General features: G+C 68.8%; 13 protein-coding genes and 1 pseudogene. 4 read left to right on the top strand and 10 right to left on the bottom strand.

Annotated features, from left to right (window positions below; translation table 11 throughout):
• Positions 1 to 25: 25 nt before the first annotated feature.
• On the top strand, positions 26 to 1,522 hold the full coding sequence (locus IMZ29_RS08950; protein WP_216182951.1) for a glutamate-cysteine ligase family protein: 1,497 nt from the start codon (positions 26 to 28) through the stop codon (positions 1,520 to 1,522).
• 33 nt (positions 1,523 to 1,555) lie between these two features.
• On the opposite strand, the gene IMZ29_RS08945 is transcribed toward IMZ29_RS08950, so the two are convergent.
• Genes IMZ29_RS08945 through IMZ29_RS08935 form a run of 3 tightly spaced genes read right to left on the bottom strand, consistent with a single transcriptional unit; the run spans position 1,556 to position 5,295 of the window.
• On the bottom strand, positions 1,556 to 2,095 hold the full coding sequence (locus IMZ29_RS08945; protein ID WP_216182948.1) for a DUF2799 domain-containing protein: 540 nt from the start codon (positions 2,093 to 2,095) through the stop codon (positions 1,556 to 1,558).
• Positions 2,096 to 2,110: 15 nt separating this feature from the next.
• The gene (locus IMZ29_RS08940; RefSeq protein WP_216182946.1) at positions 2,111 to 3,304 is read right to left on the bottom strand and encodes an ABC transporter substrate binding protein; all 1,194 of its coding nucleotides are present in this window, start codon (positions 3,302 to 3,304) and stop codon (positions 2,111 to 2,113) included.
• Positions 3,301 to 5,295, bottom strand: coding sequence for a SpoIIE family protein phosphatase (locus tag IMZ29_RS08935; protein ID WP_216182944.1), 1,995 nt, complete (start codon positions 5,293 to 5,295; stop codon positions 3,301 to 3,303). The genes IMZ29_RS08940 and IMZ29_RS08935 overlap by 4 nt, the downstream gene beginning before the upstream one ends.
• A gap of 132 nt (positions 5,296 to 5,427) precedes the next feature.
• Here IMZ29_RS08935 and IMZ29_RS08930 point away from each other — a divergent pair, with 132 nt between their 5' ends.
• Together IMZ29_RS08930 and cml are read left to right on the top strand one after the other, a co-directional pair.
• Positions 5,428 to 7,977 carry an MFS transporter gene (locus IMZ29_RS08930; protein ID WP_216182942.1) on the top strand — a complete coding sequence of 850 codons (2,550 nt, stop codon included), beginning with the start codon at positions 5,428 to 5,430 and terminating at the stop codon, positions 7,975 to 7,977.
• A 176-nt stretch (positions 7,978 to 8,153) separates the two neighbouring features.
• Positions 8,154 to 9,347 (top strand): CmlA/FloR family chloramphenicol efflux MFS transporter, encoded by a 1,194-nt coding sequence (gene cml / locus IMZ29_RS08925; protein ID WP_216182940.1) that lies wholly within the window; start codon positions 8,154 to 8,156, stop codon positions 9,345 to 9,347.
• 85 nt (positions 9,348 to 9,432) lie between these two features.
• On the opposite strand, the gene secF is transcribed toward cml, so the two are convergent.
• From secF to queA, 5 genes are all read right to left on the bottom strand, one after another.
• Complete coding sequence (gene secF, locus IMZ29_RS08920; RefSeq protein ID WP_216182938.1) at positions 9,433 to 10,374, bottom strand: protein translocase subunit SecF; 942 nt, start codon at positions 10,372 to 10,374, stop codon at positions 9,433 to 9,435.
• A gap of 1 nt (position 10,375) precedes the next feature.
• On the bottom strand, positions 10,376 to 12,241 hold the full coding sequence (secD, locus tag IMZ29_RS08915) for a protein translocase subunit SecD (protein ID WP_216182936.1): 1,866 nt from the start codon (positions 12,239 to 12,241) through the stop codon (positions 10,376 to 10,378).
• 124 nt (positions 12,242 to 12,365) lie between these two features.
• Complete coding sequence (gene yajC, locus IMZ29_RS08910) at positions 12,366 to 12,707, bottom strand: preprotein translocase subunit YajC (RefSeq protein ID WP_216182934.1); 342 nt, start codon at positions 12,705 to 12,707, stop codon at positions 12,366 to 12,368.
• Between the two features lie 59 nt (positions 12,708 to 12,766).
• Positions 12,767 to 13,927 (bottom strand): tRNA guanosine(34) transglycosylase Tgt, encoded by a 1,161-nt coding sequence (tgt, locus tag IMZ29_RS08905; RefSeq protein WP_216182932.1) that lies wholly within the window; start codon positions 13,925 to 13,927, stop codon positions 12,767 to 12,769.
• A gap of 61 nt (positions 13,928 to 13,988) precedes the next feature.
• Positions 13,989 to 15,056 (bottom strand): tRNA preQ1(34) S-adenosylmethionine ribosyltransferase-isomerase QueA, encoded by a 1,068-nt coding sequence (queA, locus tag IMZ29_RS08900; protein ID WP_253206987.1) that lies wholly within the window; start codon positions 15,054 to 15,056, stop codon positions 13,989 to 13,991.
• 188 nt (positions 15,057 to 15,244) lie between these two features.
• On the opposite strand from queA, the gene IMZ29_RS08895 reads away from it, so the two are divergent.
• Positions 15,245 to 15,703: a SixA phosphatase family protein gene (locus IMZ29_RS08895; RefSeq protein WP_216182928.1), complete on the top strand. Its 459-nt coding sequence runs from the start codon at positions 15,245 to 15,247 to the stop codon at positions 15,701 to 15,703.
• A gap of 31 nt (positions 15,704 to 15,734) precedes the next feature.
• Here IMZ29_RS08895 and ppx read toward each other — a convergent pair whose 3' ends face one another.
• Both ppx and rsmI read right to left on the bottom strand, forming a co-directional pair.
• Positions 15,735 to 17,237, bottom strand: a complete 1,503-nt coding sequence (gene ppx, locus IMZ29_RS08890; protein WP_216183090.1) for an exopolyphosphatase — start codon at positions 17,235 to 17,237, stop codon at positions 15,735 to 15,737.
• Positions 17,238 to 17,513: 276 nt separating this feature from the next.
• Positions 17,514 to 18,450 (bottom strand): annotated as a pseudogene (gene rsmI / locus IMZ29_RS08885) (16S rRNA (cytidine(1402)-2'-O)-methyltransferase).
• Positions 18,451 to 18,547 lie beyond the last annotated feature (97 nt).

Genomic DNA, 18,547 nt, shown 5'->3' with positions numbered 1-18,547 from the left:
CCTATCTATTCTGGCGGTGCTGTCCATGCTCAAGCTCGGCCTGGAAATGGAGATGGTGGTCGCCGACGGGCACTCGGGCGCCAGCCATACCGTGCAGGATTATTTCGAGGCCATGGCGCAGCGCAAACAGCGCCGCGGTCAGCATCCCGTGGTGAAGTCCATGGCCGGGCGTGCGGTTGCCGTGATCACCGACACCGGCGACAGCGGTCTGGACAACGGCTTCAACCACCTGGAGAGCGCGCTCGGGCCCCTGCCGGGTGGCGCCGGCGCATTGGGCCGTCTCGATGCGCTCGTGAGCGTGGAGCTCGACGACGTGCTCGCCTCGCTCGCCGACGAGGGCGCAGTGGTGCTCAATGCCGCGCAACATCCGCACTGCCGCCTCGACGACGACTTCTATCGCACGGTGCGTGCGCCCAAGCCCATCTACGACGACTGGGTCGGGCACCGCGGCTGGAATCACCGCGTCGGCATCGACGCCAAGGCGCAGAACGGCCCGACGACGGCCGTGCCCGTGGCCCAGGCCGCGCAGGCCCTGGACGTGATGCTCGCCCTGGCACCCGCTTTCATCGGGCTCTTTGCCAACAGCCCCCTGGAAGGTGGGCAAGAAACGGGACGCCTGGAAAATCGGCTGACGATCTGGCCCCGGATGTTCGCGAACGCGCGCCACGCGGGTGACCGCCGGCTCAGTCAACTGCCCGAGCGTCCCTTCGGTACGCTGGGCGCGTATTTCCGCTGGGCCTACGGCGACGGCACGGCCATGCAGACGGTGCCCGCTCTCGTCACGCGAGACTACAAGGGCGCCCCTGCATGCCGTGTGATGGGGGATCCTAGCGTGCTCGACTTCCTGGCCGGCGAGGTCTGGCCGGCCGAACACTGCGTCGACGGCACGCTGACGCTCGTCGTGCCCGACAGTACGCATTTCGAATACTTGCAGTTCGCCCCGTTCCTGGATGCGCGCTATCGCTTCCGCTTCGGGCAATTGCCCAGCGTGCCGGCGCTGCTGTCTGCGCTCGCGCAAGAGGACGGCATCGAGCGGTTGTTCGAGGCGTGCACCGTGGATGGCTACATCGAGGGGCGGGTGCCGGGGGCCACCTTCTGTGATCCGGCCAGCGTCCGGGAGATGGGCTGGGAGGCTGCCCGCACGGCGGCGATTGCGCCGTCCGCCCTGCAGGCCGGATTGCTGGGAAACTTGGCGCAGGCGCAGGCACTCGTCTCAGCCTGGGGATGGGCCCGCCTGGCAAGGTTGCGCGAGCGTGCCATGGTGCATGGCTTGGCCGATGCCGAGGTGCATGCGCTTGCCGGCGAGGTCCTGGCCGTGGCGCGCACAGGTCTGGATCCGGTGGACCAGCCCTGGCTCGACTATGCCGAGTGGACCTGGCTGCATCGCCGCACGGCTGCCGATCGGCTGTTGCAGACCTGGCGCAGTGCCACGGGCGATGCCGCGAGCCGTCTGCAGGCGGTGGTGCAGAACCACGGCATCATCGCGCCGAGCGCTTGGCCGGCCGGGCGTTCGGCAGCCTGAACGCGCGCAGTCGGACAGCATCCGTCGTACGAATCAGTCGTACAGACGACGTTCGGCGCGATCCAGGTTGTCGCGCGCGAGGTTCGCTTCGCGATCCAGATCGCGCAGGTCGCGGCGCAGGCGCTCGCGCACGCCGTCGTCCTTGGCGCGGTCCAGGTCACTCTGCTTGCTCTGCTGGCGATTGCGAACCTGATCGAGCTGCTGGCGGGCCGTGTAGACGTCGCGCCCGCGGCGGTATTCGCGCTCGAAGGCGGGCTCCAGCGCGGCAGGGCAGGTGCCGCTGCTGTAGTAGCGGCCGGCACGGCCGGTGTCGCGGCCGCTCTGCGGCGTGCAGAACGACTGGATGCCGAGATCCCAGCCGCGGCGGTAGGCTGCGCCGTCGGGTTGCACGCCCACTTCGGCACACGCCTTCACGTGATCTTCGAAGTAGGCGCGCGACTCGCCGTGCAGTCCATCCGAGCGACCTTTCTCGTACCAGTCCGCGGTGCGGCATTCCTGAGGTGACATGCTGGCGCAGCCGCCGAGCACGGCAAGGCTGGCAGCCAGACAGAGGGTACGCAGAGGCAGGGGCATGGGGTGGGTCTCCGGTCAGTCGTTGTCGCCGATGGTGTCGTACACCTCGTCCGACGCAAGCAGTATGTCGATGGGCGGATCGAAGCCGATACGCTCGGCGGTCTTCAGATTGATGGCGATCTCGGCGGGCGAGAGCCAGACCTGGCTCAGTTCGCGCGGCTTGGCACCGTGAAAGATGCGGGCCATGGTCTCGGCGTGAAAGAGCCCGACGGGCAGATAGCCGGCCTGCGCCATGCTGAGCAATACGCCACGCTGGACTTCGGTGGAGCCGAGCATCGAGAAGCTCGGCACTTCGGCCTTGAGCAAGGACTCGACGATGGGCCCGAGAGACTGGGACGTGACGCCGCGGTGCACCGTCAGATAGACCGCCTGCACGGTGGGAGCGAGCTGGGTGTAGCACTCGGCCGCGAGCCGTTCGGCTTCGGCCGTAGGGACATTGTTGAAGGGCGCGTGGCAGGGGGTCACGGTGAAGCCCAGCGTGCGCGCCATGTCCTCGACGGCGTCGACACCACCGAAGGTGCGGCCCTCTGGGGTGTTCTCGTAGACGATGCCCAGTGTCTGGAAAGGCACGATGTCGTGAAAGAGCCGCAACTGGCGCTGGTAGCGGTCGGGCTCGACCTTCGCATGGATGTGGTCGTGGCCGCTGTCCTCGGCGCTCGCCACGATGCGCGAGGCGATCGGATCGCTCGTGGAAGCGACGATGGTGGGCACGCTCACGGGGCCATTGGCCATGTCCTGGCCGGCCCAGGTGCCCATGGCGATCATGAGGTCGATGTCGCGCTTGCCGTTCACGCGCGCATAGACCGCTTCACGTGTGCCAGGGCGTTGGGCGGCGTCGAAGTTGCCGGCGGTATAGAAGCCGTCCGGCACGAAGCGCAGGTACTCGCTTTGCGCATTCGTGGCCAGATGCGCCCAGATCTGCGCGGCGGAGTGGGTGGCAGGATCCGGCAGCGGCATCTCCTGCACCCAGCCGAGCGTCATGAGCCCACGCACGATGGCCACGAGGATGACGGGGTAGTCAGCGTAATCGCCGCCCTGCAGGTAACCGATCCGCCAGGGCTCGCCTTGCGGCGTGCGCACCGGCGTGACCGGGTAGACGGTCGGGCTGGCGGCGTGGGCGGTTGGGGCCAGCGTGGCTATCGCGCCCGTGCCGCCCAGCACCAAGGCCAGGGCGAGTCCGGTGGCGACGAGGCGTTGTCGGAAAGTCATGGAGCGTCCTCTGGCGGGATGAGGTGGCGCAGGGCGATGAGCGTGATGTCGTCGGCCTGCTCGGCATCCTGGGCAAAGCGCAGGACGTCCTCGAGAAGGGCGCGGATGGCGGCTTCGCTGCCGGTGTTCTCGGGCAGCGCCGCAAGCAGGCACGCCGGGCGTTCGTCGCCGTATAGCGCGCCCTGCGTGGATTCGGCATCCGTGATGCCATCGGTGTAGCCCATCAGCAGTGCGGCCGGCGACAGCTGCGTGGCGAACTCCTCGTACGTCCACTCCGGGGCAATGCCGCAGGCCGGGCCGCTGCGCCCCGTGAGCAGGCGCACGCGGCTGTTCTCGATCAACCAGGGCGGTGGATGGCCCGCATTGGCATAGGCGAGCGCACCGGTCTTCAGATCGAGCATGCCCAGGAACAGCGTGACGAACATCAGATTGGGGTTGTTCTCGGCCAGGCGGTCGTTGATCATCTGCATCAGCGCGCCCGGGCGGTTGGCCTGGCCTGCGGCCGAGCGGATCACCGTGCGGGTGATCGCCATGAAGAGCGCGGCCGGGACGCCTTTGCCGGAGACGTCGCCGATCACGAAGCACAGACGGCCATCCTCCAGCATGAAGTAATCGTAGAGATCGCCGCCCACTTCCTTGGCGGCGGTCATGCTGGCGAAGAGATCCGTGTGGCGGGTGACGTGGGGCTCGAGCTTGAGTGGCAGGAGGCCGAGCTGGATGTCGCGCGCAATCGAGAGCTCGCTCTCGATGCGCTCGCGCTCGGACGTCTGGCGCATCAGCCGCTGCACGTTGGCATGCAGGGAGCGCTCCATGAAGAGAATGGTGCGGGCGAGACGACCCACCTCGTCGCGATGCCGCTCGGGCAGGGCGGCGATGGCGGGGGGCACCGGGCGCGGTTCGGTGAGCTCGCCGTCGGGCAGTTCGCGAGCGTAGGCGGTGAGCAGGTTGAGCGGGCGCACCAGGCGCGAGGCAAACACCCAGGCCAGGGCCAGGGCGATGGCGAGGGCGATGAGAAAGACCAGGCCTTGCTGGCGCAGCAGGGCGCGCGCCGGAGCGACCAGATCGCTGCGGGGCACGGCCGAGGCGACATACCAGCCGAGGGCCTTGACGTGCGTCGCGGAAATTTCCCAGACCTCGTTCGGATCGCCGGGTGGGGAGAACGGCATCTGGTTCAGCGGCGCATCCGTGGCGGCTGCGCGGATGCGCGCGAGCAGGCCGTCCGGCGTATCTGCTGCACCCAGCAGCGCCCTGCCATGCGCGGGCGGCGGGGCGATCAGCCTGCCGGCGTCATCGAAGACGAAGAGGAATCCGCTGCGGGCGAGCGTGAGGCGCTGCGCCGTGGTGTTGACCGCATCGGCGATCTCGCCACGCTTGGCGGCGAGCGCGGCTTCGACGGCGTCTGCCGGCAGGGTGACTGCAACGACCCAGTCCCAGGCGGGCACGTGACGGAAGTAGCCCAGTTGCGTGCTGGCCTCCTGCGCGCCGGGCGGCCAGCCGTACACCGCGAAGCGTTCCGCACCCGGGCGGGCGAAGAGCAAGGGAGCGAAGACTTCGCCCTTCACATCGCGCAGTCCGGCCAGGCTGGCGCCGCGCATGGCATCCGATTCCGCGGCGAGCACGCGCAGGCTGCGGTCATACACGAAGACTTCCATGCCGTCGTTCTCGCCCAGCCGGCGCAGCCAGTCGAGCGCGAGCGCGCGTGCACCGATCGGGCCCAGGGCAGACTCGTCGGCGAGCTGGGCGAAGGTGGCGAGGGTGTCTTCGACGATGGCGCCGTGGGCCTGGAGCCGGGCGCGGTAACCGCGGATGCTGACGATCTTCTCGCGCAGCAGCTGGCTGTAGCGCTCACGCACATCGGCGGCGACGAGATCGAGGACGTTCGTGGTGCCGCGGGCTTCCGTCTGGTAGACGGTGCTGGTCACGGCCCGCTGCGAGACCAGCATGACGAAGGCAGCCAGCAGCGCGAGGATCGCGGCCAGAAGGAAGAACACACGCGTTCTGAGCGATATCGCCATCCTGCAGCTACCTCTCCGACATGACCTGTCGTGTTCTGACGACATGCCGCGAATCAATCCTCGATTATATTTTCATGTAGCCAATGCTAACAAGAGGAAAGACCTCGTATGACTCGTGCGTCCAACAGGGAGTCGGCACCCAGTGGCCGGCTGGCAACGCTCGAGTTGATTGGGGCCTGCCTGATCGTTCTCGTCCTGGCCCAGGCCCTGATCGGCCTGCTGAGCCTGGCGGCCTACAGCCGTCTTGCCACCAGCGCTACCGCCGAGCGGGTCGAGCTGCTCACGCGCAATGCGGCGGCCTCGATCGAGGCGGGGTTGCGGCTGGGCAAGCCGCTCGCCCAGTTCTCTGGCCTGCAACGCGTACTGGAGCGCAGCCTGGGTGACCAGCCCGACGTGTTGCATGCCCAAGTCGTACTGCCCGACGGCTTCACGCTGGCCGCGCTGGGTCAGACCGCGCCACCCGACACGGATCTGGAAGCCGTGGCTGCCGCGCCGGCGCTCACGCCGCCACCGGGCACCGGTCTGCGCCGGCTGGGGGGCGATGCCGTGCTGTACGACGGCCAGGCGCTGATCGCCGTGGCCGTGCCGCTACAGGCTGGCCCCGGCCCTGCCGAAGGCGTGCTCAGTGTCTGGGTGGACGATGGCGGGCAAGCGGAGCGTGAGGCGGCCTTCCTCAAGCGCAGCCTCGGGGTGCTGGCGATGACCACCGGCGCTGCCGTCCTCGTGCTCGCCCTGGTCTTCGGCGTGCTGGGTGTGGCCGCGCCGGCTGCCGGCGTGCTCACCGGGTGGCGTCTGGCGCTACCGCTGGCCGCCATGCTGATTGCACAGGGGGTCTACGCCCTGGATGCCACCACGTCGTTCCGTGCGGCCTGGCTGGAGGCCACGCGTGGCAATGTGATGATGCTGGCCGAACGCACCCAGCGCGATCTCGAACGCGTCATGGAGATGGGCGTGGACATGGCGCGCGTGCGCGGCATCGACACGATGTTCTCTCGGCTGTCGCGGGAGATGCCGGCCGTGCAGAGCCTGCGTCTGATCGACAGGGATGGTCGGACGCTGGCTGCGGCCGATGGGGCAGGAACACTGCCCCGCGCCGGCGAATCGGAGACGGCGGCCGCAGCATCCTCGGGCGCGGACGACATGATGATCCTGCTGCCGCTCAGCCGCGCCGTCGACGGCGCTCGTGAGCCGGCGGGTACGCTCGACATCCGGCTCGACCCCGCCGTGATCGCCGCCGGGGTGCGCTCCCGGGTCCTGGATGCGGGCACAGTGGCCCTGATCTCGGCCATCACGGCCTTCGAGCTGTTCCTGTTGCTGGCGGTGGTGATGACGCGGGCACGCGGCACGGATGCGCCTGTCACGGGCCTCGTGCCGGGCGGCCCGGTGGCACGGGCCGAGCGCGTCGCGCGCATCGCCCGCCCGGTGATGTTCGGCTTTCTCTTTGCCTGGGCGCTGCCCTTGAGTTTCATCCCGCTCTACGCCGGCACGCTGCCCGCCAGCTTTCTCTCGCTGCCGCGCGATCTGCTGATGGCCTTGCCGCTGTCGGCCGAGATGCTGTGCGGTCTGGTGGGGGCGTTGCTCGCCGGGCGTCTGACGGATCGTCGCGGCTGGCGCTTGCCGGTGCTGTGCGGGCTGCTCCTCGCTGCGGGCGCCGCACTCGTCGCGAGCATTGCGCACACGCTGGAGACCTTCGTGCTTGCCCGGGCCTTCGTAGGTCTGGGCTACGGCCTGGCGTGGATGGGCTTGCAGGGGTTCGTCGTCACCCGCAGTTCGCCGGTGTTCCGTGGCCGAAACATGGCCTGGCTGCTGGCCGGGCTCTTCGCAGGTCATCTGTCCGGCACTGCCGTGGGTGCCATGCTGGCCGATCAGGCGGGCTATCGCCCCGTGTTCATCGCGAGCGCCGCGCTGCTCGTGCTGCCCATGGTGGGCGTGCTCTGGCTCGCCAGCCGCCAACGGCGTCTCGGTCGCATGCCGGCGGCTGCCGAGGCCGTGGCCAGCCCCGTGCGGGCGCCGCTTCCAGAGGCGGGGCGCGCGCCGGTGCGTCCCGGCAGCCGCCGACGCGAGCTCGTGCGCCTGATCTTCAGCCGGGATTTCGGCGCCTTGCTCGCGGGCAGCGTCGTGCCGTTCTCGGTGGCGCAGGTGGGGCTGCTGTACTTCGCGCTCCCGCTGTACCTGCAGGCCCAGGGCGTGGGCGCATCCAGCATCGGGCGCGTGCTGATGCTCTACGGCCTGTGCATGATCTATCTCGGGCCTTTCATAGGCCGGGTGGTGGACCGCACGGCCCGCAAGAAGCCGCTCATCGTGCTCGGCGGGCTGCTGGGCAGTGCCGGCATGGTCTATCTCTACGTCGACAACAGCCTTTTCGCCGTCTCGCTGGCTGTGTTCCTGCTGGCGCTGGGCAGTTGCTGGAGCGGCGCGGCGCAGACGGTCTGGATGCTGTCACTGCCCAACGTGCAGCGCTACGGGCCGGGCTCGGCCACCAGCGTGATGCGCGCGGCCGACAAGTTCGGCCAGATGGTGGGGCCGCTCTTCGTGGGCTTTCTCTTTACTGTGGTGGGCACGGCCCATGGCCTGGCGATCACGGGTGTCTTCTACCTGCTGGCCACGCTCGTGTTCGTGGCCGTGGCCCCGGGCAAACCGCAACGGGTGGAGGCCTGAGGTAAGCTGTCGGACACATTCCGAACCGCGAGTCGCCACCCATGGGAGCCGGGCCTTCCGCAGAACGCTGAGCCGCAACGACGCTGTGCTGTAAGTCGTTGCGGCGATGGCCTTCGATATCACTGACTGTCCAGGCAGATCGCCGCCAGAATCCTTCTCTGTGCGGATGCTTCGTCATGTCTGTCTCTTCCCGCCCTGTCTGGGCGCATTCCCTGTCATCGACCGTGGTGTTGATGGCACCCTTCGATCTCCTGGCCTCCCTGGCCATGGACGTGTACCTTCCCGCCGTGCCGGTCATGCCGGAGGCGCTGGGCGCCTCGGCTGCCACGGTGCAGCTCACCCTGTCGCTCTACCTCCTGATGCTGGGTCTGGGGCAACTGGTGTTCGGTCCGCTGTCAGACCGGATCGGCCGGCGCCCCGTGTTGCTGGCGGGTGGCAGTCTCTTTGTCCTCGCCTCCCTGGCCCTGGCGCTGGTGACGACCGGGACGGCATTCCTTGCGTGGCGCGTGGTGCAGGCCCTGGGCGCGTCGGCTGCGTTGGTGGCCACCTTCGCGACCGTGCGCGATGTCTATGCAGACCTGCCTGAGAGCGCCACGATCTACGGGCTGTTCAGCGCCATGCTGGCGTTCGTGCCCGCCCTGGGCCCGATCCTGGGGGCGTTCGTCATCCAGGCCTGGGGTTGGCGTGCCGTGTTCGGCCTGCTGGGCCTGTTGGGTGTGCTCGCGCTCGGGCGGGCGGGTCGGCACTGGCCGGAGACGCGCGAGCGGCGCTGCCGCGCTTCGCGCGCCAGCCTGCGCGCCGTCCTGTCCCACGGCGACTTCTGGATCTATACCGTGGGGTTCAGCGCAGCGATGGGCGCATTCTTCGTGTTCTTCTCGACTGCGCCGCGCGTGCTGATCAGCGGGGCCGGGCTGTCACCGCTTGCCTTCAGCGTCATCTTTGGCGCCGTGGCCAGTGTCATGATCGTGACCACCCGCTTCACGGGCGGTGCGCTTGCCCGCTGGGGCATTCCAGGTTGCCTGGTGCGCGGTGCAGCGACGATGATGGGCGGTGCGTGCTGTCTGGCCGTGACCACCTTGTCGTGGCCTGGCGCGTGGCTTGGCTTCGTGCTGCCGATGGGCGTCATTGCCGTGGGTATCGTGCTGATGGTGTCTGTGACCGCCAGCGGGGCGCTGCGCGCCTTCGACGAGACGGCAGGCCTGGCCGTCGCGTGCTATTACGCCGTGCAGAGCGTGATCGTGGTGGTGGTCGGCACGGCGGCGACCCTGGGGCTGGGCGGTGACACGCCCTGGCCGCTCGCCACGTACGCCGTCGTCATGCCGGCGCTGGCCGTGGCCGGTCTGGCCGCATCGCGCCGCGTCGCGGGCTGAGGCGCGCACGGGCTCGCGCAAAAGGGGTTCGCGCAAAAAAGAACGGCGCCCGCAGGCGCCGTTCTTCAGGAGGACAGGACGTGGCTCAGGGCGTTTCGGCCAGAGCGCCCTCGTTGTCCTTCTTGATCGGCTTGATCATGTCTTCGCGCTTGACGCCCATCCACATGGCCAGGCCCGCGGCGACGAAGATCGACGAATAGATGCCGAACCAGATGCCGACGGTCAGGGCCAGGGCGAAGTAGTGCAGCGAGGCGCCGCCGAAGAAGAGGATGGAGAGCACCATCAGCTGCGTGGACGCGTGCGTGATGATGGTGCGCGACATCGTCTGCGTGATGGCGCTGTCGATGGTTTCCTCGACCGTGGCGGTGCGCTGCTTGCGGAAGTTCTCGCGGATCCGATCCATGATGACGACGGACTCGTTCACCGAGTACCCCAGCACGGCGAGCACGCCGGCCAGCACGGCCAGCGAGAACTCCCACTGAAAGAACGCGAAGAAGCCCAGGATGATGACCACGTCGTGCAGGTTGGCCACGATGCCAGCGATTGCGAACTTCCATTCGAAGCGCAGACCCAGGTAGATCACGATGCCCACGACCACGAAGAGCAGCGCGAGCAGCCCGTCGTAGGCGAGCTCCTGGCCGATCTGCGGGCCGACGAACTCGACGCGTCGCATCTCGACCTCGGGGCTGGCCTTCTGCAGCTCGGCCATGACCTGCTGGCTTTGCGCAGCCGCGCCCACGTCGGCGTTGGCCGGCAGGCGGATCATCACATCGCGCGAGGTGCCGAAATTCTGCACCTGGAAGTCCGAATAGCCCATGCCCGAGATGACCGTGCGGACTTCGTCGAGGGGGGCGGCCTGCGGGTAGTTGACCTCCATTACCGTGCCGCCGGTGAATTCGATCGACAGGTGAAAGCCGCGCGTGGCGATGAAGAACACGGCCACCACGAAAACGGCCAGACTGATCAGGTTCAGGATCAGCCGATGCCGCATGAATGGAATCGAGCGGTGAAAGCGAAAGAATTCCATGTCAGTTTCCTTTGGGCTTCCAGACCGAGCCGATCGAGATCTTGCTGAGCTTGCGCTGGCGGCCATACCAGAGGTTGGCCACGGCGCGAACGCCGACGACGGCCGAGAACATCGAGGTCAGGATCCCCAGGCAGTGCACGACGGCAAAGCCGCGCACCGGGCCCGAACCGAAGGCCAGCAGGGCGACGCCTGCGATCAGCGTGGTGACGTTCGAATCGAGGATCGTGCCCCACGCTCGCTCGAAGCCCAGGTGGATGGCCTGCTGGGGGGTGGCCCCCGCGCGTAGCTCTTCGCGGATGCGCTCGTTGATGAGCACGTTCGCATCGATCGCCATGCCCAGCGTGAGGGCGATGGCCGCGATACCCGGCAAGGTGAGCGTGGCCTGCAGCATCGAGAGCAGCGCGACGAGCAGGAGCAGGTTCACCGTCAGGCCGATGACGGAGAATACGCCGAAGAGCGCGTAGTAGGCGATGATGAAGACGGAGATCGCGACGAAACCCCACAGCGTGGCGTCAAAGCCCTTGCTGATGTTGTCCGCGCCCAGGCTCGGGCCGATCGTGCGCTCCTCGATGATTTCCATCGGGGCGGCCAGGCTGCCGGCCCGCAGCAGCAGGGCCAGGTCATTGGCCTCGCGGGTGTTCATGCTGCCCGAGATCTGCACGCGGCCACCGCCGATTTCCGTGCGGATGACGGGGGCGGTGACGACTTCGCCCACGCCCTTCTCGAACAGGATGATGGCCATGCGGCGATCAATGTTGGCGCGCGTGACGTCGCGGAAGATCCGCGCGCCCTTGGCGTCCAGCGTCAGGTGCACGGCGGCCTGCTGACGATCATCGAAACCGGCCTGCGCATCCTGCAGGTTCTCGCCCGTCAGGATGACCTGGCGGCGCACGAGCAGCGGCATGCCGCCGGTGTCTTCATAGCGTTCCAGGCCGAAGGGCACCGTGCCGCCCGCAAGCGCAGCCTGGGCGGCCGGGGAGTCGTCCACCAGACGGATCTCCAGGGTGGCCGTGCGGCCGAGAATTTCCTTGGCACGGGCCACGTCCTGCACGCCCGGCAGCTGGACCACGATGCGGTCGGCACCCTGTTGCTGGATGACGGGCTCGGCCACGCCGAGTTCGTTGATCCGGTTGTGCAGGGTGGCGATGTTCTGACGCAGGGCGTTTTCCTGGGCGCTGCGCACCGCGGCTTCGCTCAGCGTGCCGGTGAACTGCGTACGCTCGCCCTGGGGCGCGGCTTGCAGCTGCAGATCCGGGATCTGGGTGCGCAGGGCATCCTGCACGCGCGCCGCATCGCCTGAGGCCACGGTGATGTTCACGGCGTTGCCGGCGCGCTCGACGTTCTCGGCACGCACGTTGGCAGTACGCAGGGCATTGCGCACGTCGCTCGCGATGGTCTCGTAGCGGCCCTGAAGGGCGCCACGCATGTCCACCTGCAGCAGGAAGTGCACGCCGCCGCGCAGGTCCAGACCCAGGTACATCGGGTTGGCGCCAAGGGCGGACAGCCAGGCTGGCGAGGCCGGCAGCAGGTTCAGCGCCACCGTGTAGGATGGGTCGGCGGCATTCGGATTCAGGCCGTGCTCGATGACGTCACGCGCCTGCAGTTGCAGGTCCGTGCTCTCGAAGCGCACGCGCACGCTGCCCACCGGACCGTTCTGGTCGAACTGCACGCCCGTGTGCGGGATGCCGGCCTGGGTGAGGAGTTGCTCCACCCGGTCCATCATGGGCGCTTCGACGCGCACCGTGGTCTTCGCGCTCGAGACCTGGACGGCGGGGGATTCACCGAAGAAATTCGGCAGGGTGTAGATGAGGCCCACCACGAGGGCGACGCCCACCATGATGTACTTCCAGAGGGGATAACGATTCACAGAAGAGTTCCTGCAAACGACTGGCCCGGCGAGAGGTCAGCCAGGCAAAGCCGTCCCGGGCGGGACGGGACAGTGGCTCGGGGACAGGCGCCCGGCGGGCGTCTGTCCGAGTCCACTTGGTGCGTTACAGCGCCTTGATGGTTCCCTTGGGGAGCAGCGTCTGGACGGCAACCTTCTGCATCGTCACTTCGACCGGGCGAGCAGCATCGCCACCGATTTCCAGCGTCACGTAGTTGTCCTTCACGTCCGTGACACGGCCAACGATGCCACCCGCGGTGATCACTTCGTCGCCCTTGCCGAGGGCCGCCACCATGTTGCGGTGTTCCTTCTGGCGCTTCATCTGCGGACGGATCATCAGGAAGTAGAGGATCACGAACATCAGGATGATGGGCAGCATGCCCATCAGCGCGCTCTCGCCGCCGGCAGCCTGGGCCATGACGGTCTGGGAAACTTGGGTAAGGCTCATCGGGAAATCCTTGGAATCGTTGACGCAAACGGCCGATTGTAGCGGGTAAATCCCTCGCCTCAGACCCCGCGCGCGCGGTCCTTCGCGAACTGCGCACGCCACTGCGCGAACGTGCCGGCCTCGATGGCCTCACGCATCTCGCGCATGATCTGCAGATAGAAGTGCAGGTTGTGCAACGTGTTCAGGTGCGCGCCCTGGATTTCGTTGGAACGCTGCAGGTGATGCAGGTAGGCGCGCGAATAGCGCGAGCAGGTCGAGCAGGCGCAGCTTTCGTCCAGCGGACGGGTGTCGGCGCGATAGCGGGCGTTGCGGATCTTGATGTCGCCGTAGCGGGTGAAGAGCCAGCCATTGCGCGCGTTGCGGGTGGGCATGACGCAGTCGAACATGTCCACGCCGTTGGCCACGCCTTCGACCAGATCCTCCGGCGTGCCCACCCCCATGAGGTAGCGCGGGGCAGCCACGGGCAGCTTGGGCGCCACGTGCGCTAGGATGCGCAGCATGTCTTCCTTGGGTTCGCCCACCGAGAGCCCGCCGATCGCGTAGCCATGAAAGCCGATGTCCGTCAGGCCGGCGAGCGATTCGTCGCGCAGCGTCTCGAACATGCCACCCTGGACGATGCCGAAGAGCGCGTTCGGATTGCCGAGTTCCTCGAAGGCGTTGCGCGAGCGCTGCGCCCAGCGCAGCGACATGCGCATGGAGCGCGCGGCTTCGTCCGTGTTGGCCGGGCGATCGCCAATCATGTAGGGCGTGCACTCGTCGAACACCATCGCGATGTCCGAATTGAGCGAACGCTGGATCCGCATGGATCCCTCGGGCGTGAGAAAGAGCCGCGCGCCGTCGATGGGCGAGGCGAACTTCACGCCTTCCTCGGTGATCTTGCGCATGCCCTGCAGGCTGAAGACCTGGAAGCCGCCGGAATCCGTGAGGATGTTGCCCGACCATTGCATGAAGCCATGCAGGCCGCCGTGCGCGTCGAGGATCTCGGTGCCAGGCCGCAGCCAGAGGTGGAAGGTGTTGCCCAGGATCACCTGCGAGCCGATGGCCGTCAGATCGGTCGGGTCCATGGCCTTGACCGATCCGTACGTGCCCACGGGCATGAACATCGGCGTGTGCGCCACGCCGTGGTTCAGCGTGATGCGTCCGCGCCGGGCGGCGCCGTCCGTGGCGAGCAGCTCGAAGGCGAGGCCGGGGCGGGAGGAGGAGGCGATCGGGGTGGTCATGGGCGAGGGCGAAAGTCGGGACGCGAAAGGCAGGCCGCTGGGCGCGGGCTCTGGGCCGGGGTCAGGCGGCCGGTGCTTCGAGCAGCATGGCGTCGCCGTAGCTGAAGAATCGATAGCGCTGGGCGACGGCGTGGGCGTAGGCGCGGCGGATGGGCTCCATGCCGGCGAAGGCGGACACGAGCATCATCAGCGTGGACTCGGGCAGGTGGAAATTCGTGACGAGGGCGTCGACGACCTGGAAGCGATAACCCGGCGTGATGAAGAGCTGGGTGTCGGCCTGGTGGGCGCGCGCCGGGACGCGCCCGGGGGCGCCAACGGCGGCTGCGGCCGATTCCAGGGCGCGCACGCTCGTCGTGCCCACGGCAATGACGCGCCCGCCGGCCGTGCGCGCGCGCGCAATGGCGTCCACGGTCTCGGCCGGGACGGTATAGCGCTCGCTGTGCATGACGTGCGTGGCGAGATCCCCGCCGCGCACGGGCAGGAAGGTGCCGGCGCCCACGTGCAGGGTGACGAAGGCGCGCTCGGCGCCGCGCGCGGCCAGCGCGGCCATCATGGCGTCGTCGAAATGCAGGCCTGCGGTGGGGGCGGCCACGGCGCCCGGCTCGCGGGCATACACCGTCTGGTAGCGGGCGTCGTCGTCTTCGTCGGCCGCGTGCGTGATGTAGGGCGGCAGTGGCGTGGCGCCGTGTGCATCGAGCAGTTCGAGCACGGGCGACGGGAACGCCAGCTCATAGAGATCGCCCTGGCGGCCCACTACCGTGACGTCAAAGGCGTCGGCCAGCCGGATCTTGCTCGTGGCGGGCGGCGACTTGCTGGCGCGCACATGCGCGAGCACGCGGTTGTCTTCGAGGATGCGCTCGACCAGCACTTCGACCTTGCCGCCGCTCGCCTTGTGCCCGCGCAGGCGCGCCTTGATGACGCGCGTGTCGTTGAAGACGAGAAGATCGTGCGCCTGCACGAGGCCGGACAGGTCGGCGAACTGGCGGTCGTGCAGGGCGCCCGTGGTGTCCAGGTGCAGCAGCCGGCTTGCGCCGCGATGGGCGGGCGGATGCTGGGCGATCAGCTCGGCGGGCAGATCGTAGTGGAAGTCGGCCAGGGTGAGCCTGTCGGTCGTGGGCCTGTCGGTCATGGGCGAGGAGGGGCGCGGCTGGCGCCGGCAAAGGATGGCGGAACGGGGCGGGCAACCTGCCATTTTAGCGTGAGGCGACGTGGGCGCGGGGTATGCGGCCCGCGCGGACACTCGGCATACAATCCCGGCCAAACACGACCCGCAGCCACGCGCCGCGGCCACCGATGTCTTCTGACCTGCGAGCTGCAATGAACCTCATCCTCTGGCGCCACGCCGAAGCCGAACACGGCACCGACGACATGCTGCGGCGGCTCACGCCCCGCGGCCGTGCCCAGGCAGAACGCGGCGGTGCCTGGTTGCGCGAGCGCTTGCCCAACGATACGCGGGTCATCGTGAGCCCGGCGGTACGCACCTGTGAGACGGTGGACGCGCTCGGACGTCGCTACGACGTGTTGCAGGCGCTCGCGCCGAACGCCACGCCGCAGTCCTTGCTGCAGGCGGCGGGCTGGCAGCCCGAGGGCACAGGCACGGTGCTGGTCGTGGGCCACCAGCCCACGCTCGGCCGGGTGGCGGCCCAGCTGATGACGGGCGAAGCCCGGCACTGGTCCGTGCGCCGTGGCGGCATCTGGTGGCTGGCCTCTCCCACGGAAGACGACGACGGGCGCAGCACCGTGGTGCGCGCCGTGGTCGATCCGGATCTGCTCTGAGCACTCGGGCCGTGCGCCCGCCGGCCGGCCCTCAGGCGGCCGCCAGCCCCAGCGACAGGCCCACCTTCTTCCATTCGTCGCCTTCGGCGGCAAGGCAGTAGCCCGTCAGCGGGTGCTCGTTCAGCCATTGCGCATCGGCCTGCATCTCGAAGGCCTTGCCCTTGCCATGCAGGCGCACGGGCGTCTCGGCCAGGTCTTCCCGGCGCCGGCACAAGAGGCACGCCAGCCGCAGGCAGAGCAGGGCGCGCCACTGCGATTCCGTGGTGAGCGCGAGCTCCGGCTTGCTGAGCTTGCCTTGCTGGCCCAGGCAGAAGGCGGCGAGCAGGCGCTGCTCGGAGCGTGAGAAGCCCGGCATGTCAGCGTTGGCCAGGATGTAGGCCGCGTGCTTGTGAAAGCCGCTGTGCGAGATCGAGAGTCCGCACTCGTGCAGATCGGCGGCCCAGCCGAGCAACTGCGTCAGGTTGCCCACCGTGGGGTCCGCGCCCGCGGGTGCCTCGCCCGCAATGCCGGCATACAGCGCCAGCGCCGTCTCGCGCACGCGCGCAGCCTGGGCCTTGTCCACCTCATAGCGGGTCATGAACTGGCGCACGGTGTCGTGCCGCTTGTCCTGCTCGGCGTCCCGGCCCAGGAGGTCGTAGAGAACGCCAACGCGCAGTGCCCCGTCCGCCGACTGCATGGTCTCGATGTCGAGTTCCTGGAAGAGCGCGCGCATGATGGCCAGCCCGCCGGGCAGGACGGCAGCGCGATCCGCTTTCAGATCCAGGAGCTTGGCGGCATCGACGGTGCCCGCCGTGATGAGGCGCTCGCGCAGCACGGCCAGCCCGTGCGCGGTGATGCCGCCCTCGTTCAGGCCAGTGGCAGGCAGGATGGCCGCCAGTGCCTTGGCCGTGCCCGAGGAGCCGAAAGCCTGTTGCCAGCCATGGCGCCGGTAGGCGCGCGCGATGGTCTGGACTTCGCGGCGGGCGGCGAGCTCGGCGCGCTGCATGCGATCGGCGTCGATACGCCCGTCCGGGAAGAAGCGCCGGCTGTAGCTCACGCAACCGATAGGCAGTGATTCCAGCAGTTCAGGCTCAAAGCCCGCGCCGATGATGCATTCGGTGGAGCCGCCGCCGATGTCGACGATGAGGCGGCGATCCGGCGCGCTCGGCAGGGAGTGCGCGACGCCGGCGAAGATGAGACGGGCTTCTTCACGCCCCGCGATGACGTCGATCGGAAAGCCCAGCGCCGCCTCGGCACGCGCGTGCAGCTCGGCCACGTTGCGCGCCACCCGGAACGTGTTGGTGGCGACTGCCCGCACACTGTCCGGATGAAAGCTGCGCAGTCGCTCGCCGAATCGCTCCAGCACGCTGACCGCGCGCGCGATGGTGGCTTCGTCCAGATTCTGGTCGGCATCCAGACCGGCGGCCAGACGCACGGTTTCCTTCATGCGGTCGACCTGGTAGATCTGGGGCGCGCCGTCATCCGTGACGACGCGGCCAATGGCCAGGCGAAAGCTGTTGGAACCGAGGTCGACCCCGGCGAGCAGGTGTTTCATGGGCATGAGAGACGGCCGGCCGTCAGGCCGGAGGACAAGCTGAAGGGAAAGTGTAGGGCAAGCTGGCGCGGCATGGGTGTGACAGGAAGCACGCACCGGGCGCGCACGCGTCGAGCCACCAAGGCATGATCCAGACCTTGCCCTTGCCGGAGGCTGTCGCGTGCCTTGTCGAATGCTGATGTCGAGTCCGTTGGCCAGGCGGACCACGCCGCACCCTTGTGTCTGCCAGTGTCGCGTGCCGCGTGGTGCGCCGCAGGCGAACGCGCGGGGCCGAGCTCACCCCGCGTCTCGCAGGGCGAGTGCGCGCGCATACAGCGTGTCGCGCGGCGCCCCGGTGATGCGGGCCGCGATGCGCGCCGCATCGCGCACGCTGACCGATTCCAGCAAGGCCCTGAGCACCTCGTCGGCGTCCGTGGCCTCGGTATCGGCGGCCGGCGCCTCGGCCAGGATGAGCACAAACTCGCCCTGTCCGCGACGGGGTTCCGCGGCAAGCCAGGCCGCCGCGTCGCCCAGGGGCACCGTGGCGATCTCCTCGAATCGCTTGGTGAGCTCGCGGGCGATCGTCACCGCGCGCGTCGGCCCGCAGAGCGCAAGCAGGTCCGCGAGCGTGGCGGTGAGCCGGTGGGGCGATTCGTACATCACCACCGGCGCAGGCAGCGCCGCCCACGGCTTGAGCCACGCCTGGCGCGCCGCGGATTTGGCGGGCGGAAAGCCCGCGAAGGCAAAGGCCGGATTCTCGTCCGACGTGACGCCGCTGGCCATGAGGGCGGTGATCACCGCGCTCGCACCCGGGATCGGCACGACGCGATGGCCGGCGTCGAGGGCGGCTCGCACGATGCGTCCGCCCGGGTCGCTCACGGCGGGGGGCGCCGGCATCGGACACCAGCGCCACGCGCTCGCCCTGGGCCAGCCGGGCGACGATCGCCTGCGCGGCGGTGGCCTCGTTGTGGCGGTGCGCGGCCATGAGCGGCGTGCCGATGCCCCAGGCGTCGAGCAGGGCGCGCGTGGTGCGGGTGTCCTCGGCCGCAATCACATCGGCGCGCGCGAGCGCCTGGTGCGCGCGCAGCCCCAGATCGCCCAGGTTGCCGATGGGGGTGGCCACCACGTACAGCGCGGCGGCGGGCCAGTCCTGCCCGGCCACCTGGCGGGCCATCGTCGCCCACGCCTGCGCGGCCGGCGGCGGTGCGGAATCGGAAGCGTCGTGTGTCGTCATGGACAGAGCATAACCGTGCCGCGCAAGCGCGCGCCGGCACCGGCCGAGGGCGAGGCCTTGCTCTACGCCCTGGCAGCGCAGGCACGCGCCGGCGCCG

Origin of the sequence: Verticiella alkaliphila (genome assembly GCF_018904615.1) — a bacterium.
Taxonomy (GTDB): domain Bacteria; phylum Pseudomonadota; class Gammaproteobacteria; order Burkholderiales; family Burkholderiaceae_B; genus Verticiella; species Verticiella alkaliphila.
The sequence above is the reverse complement of the archived record's forward strand: the minus strand, read 5'-3'. Positions and strand labels throughout refer to the sequence as shown.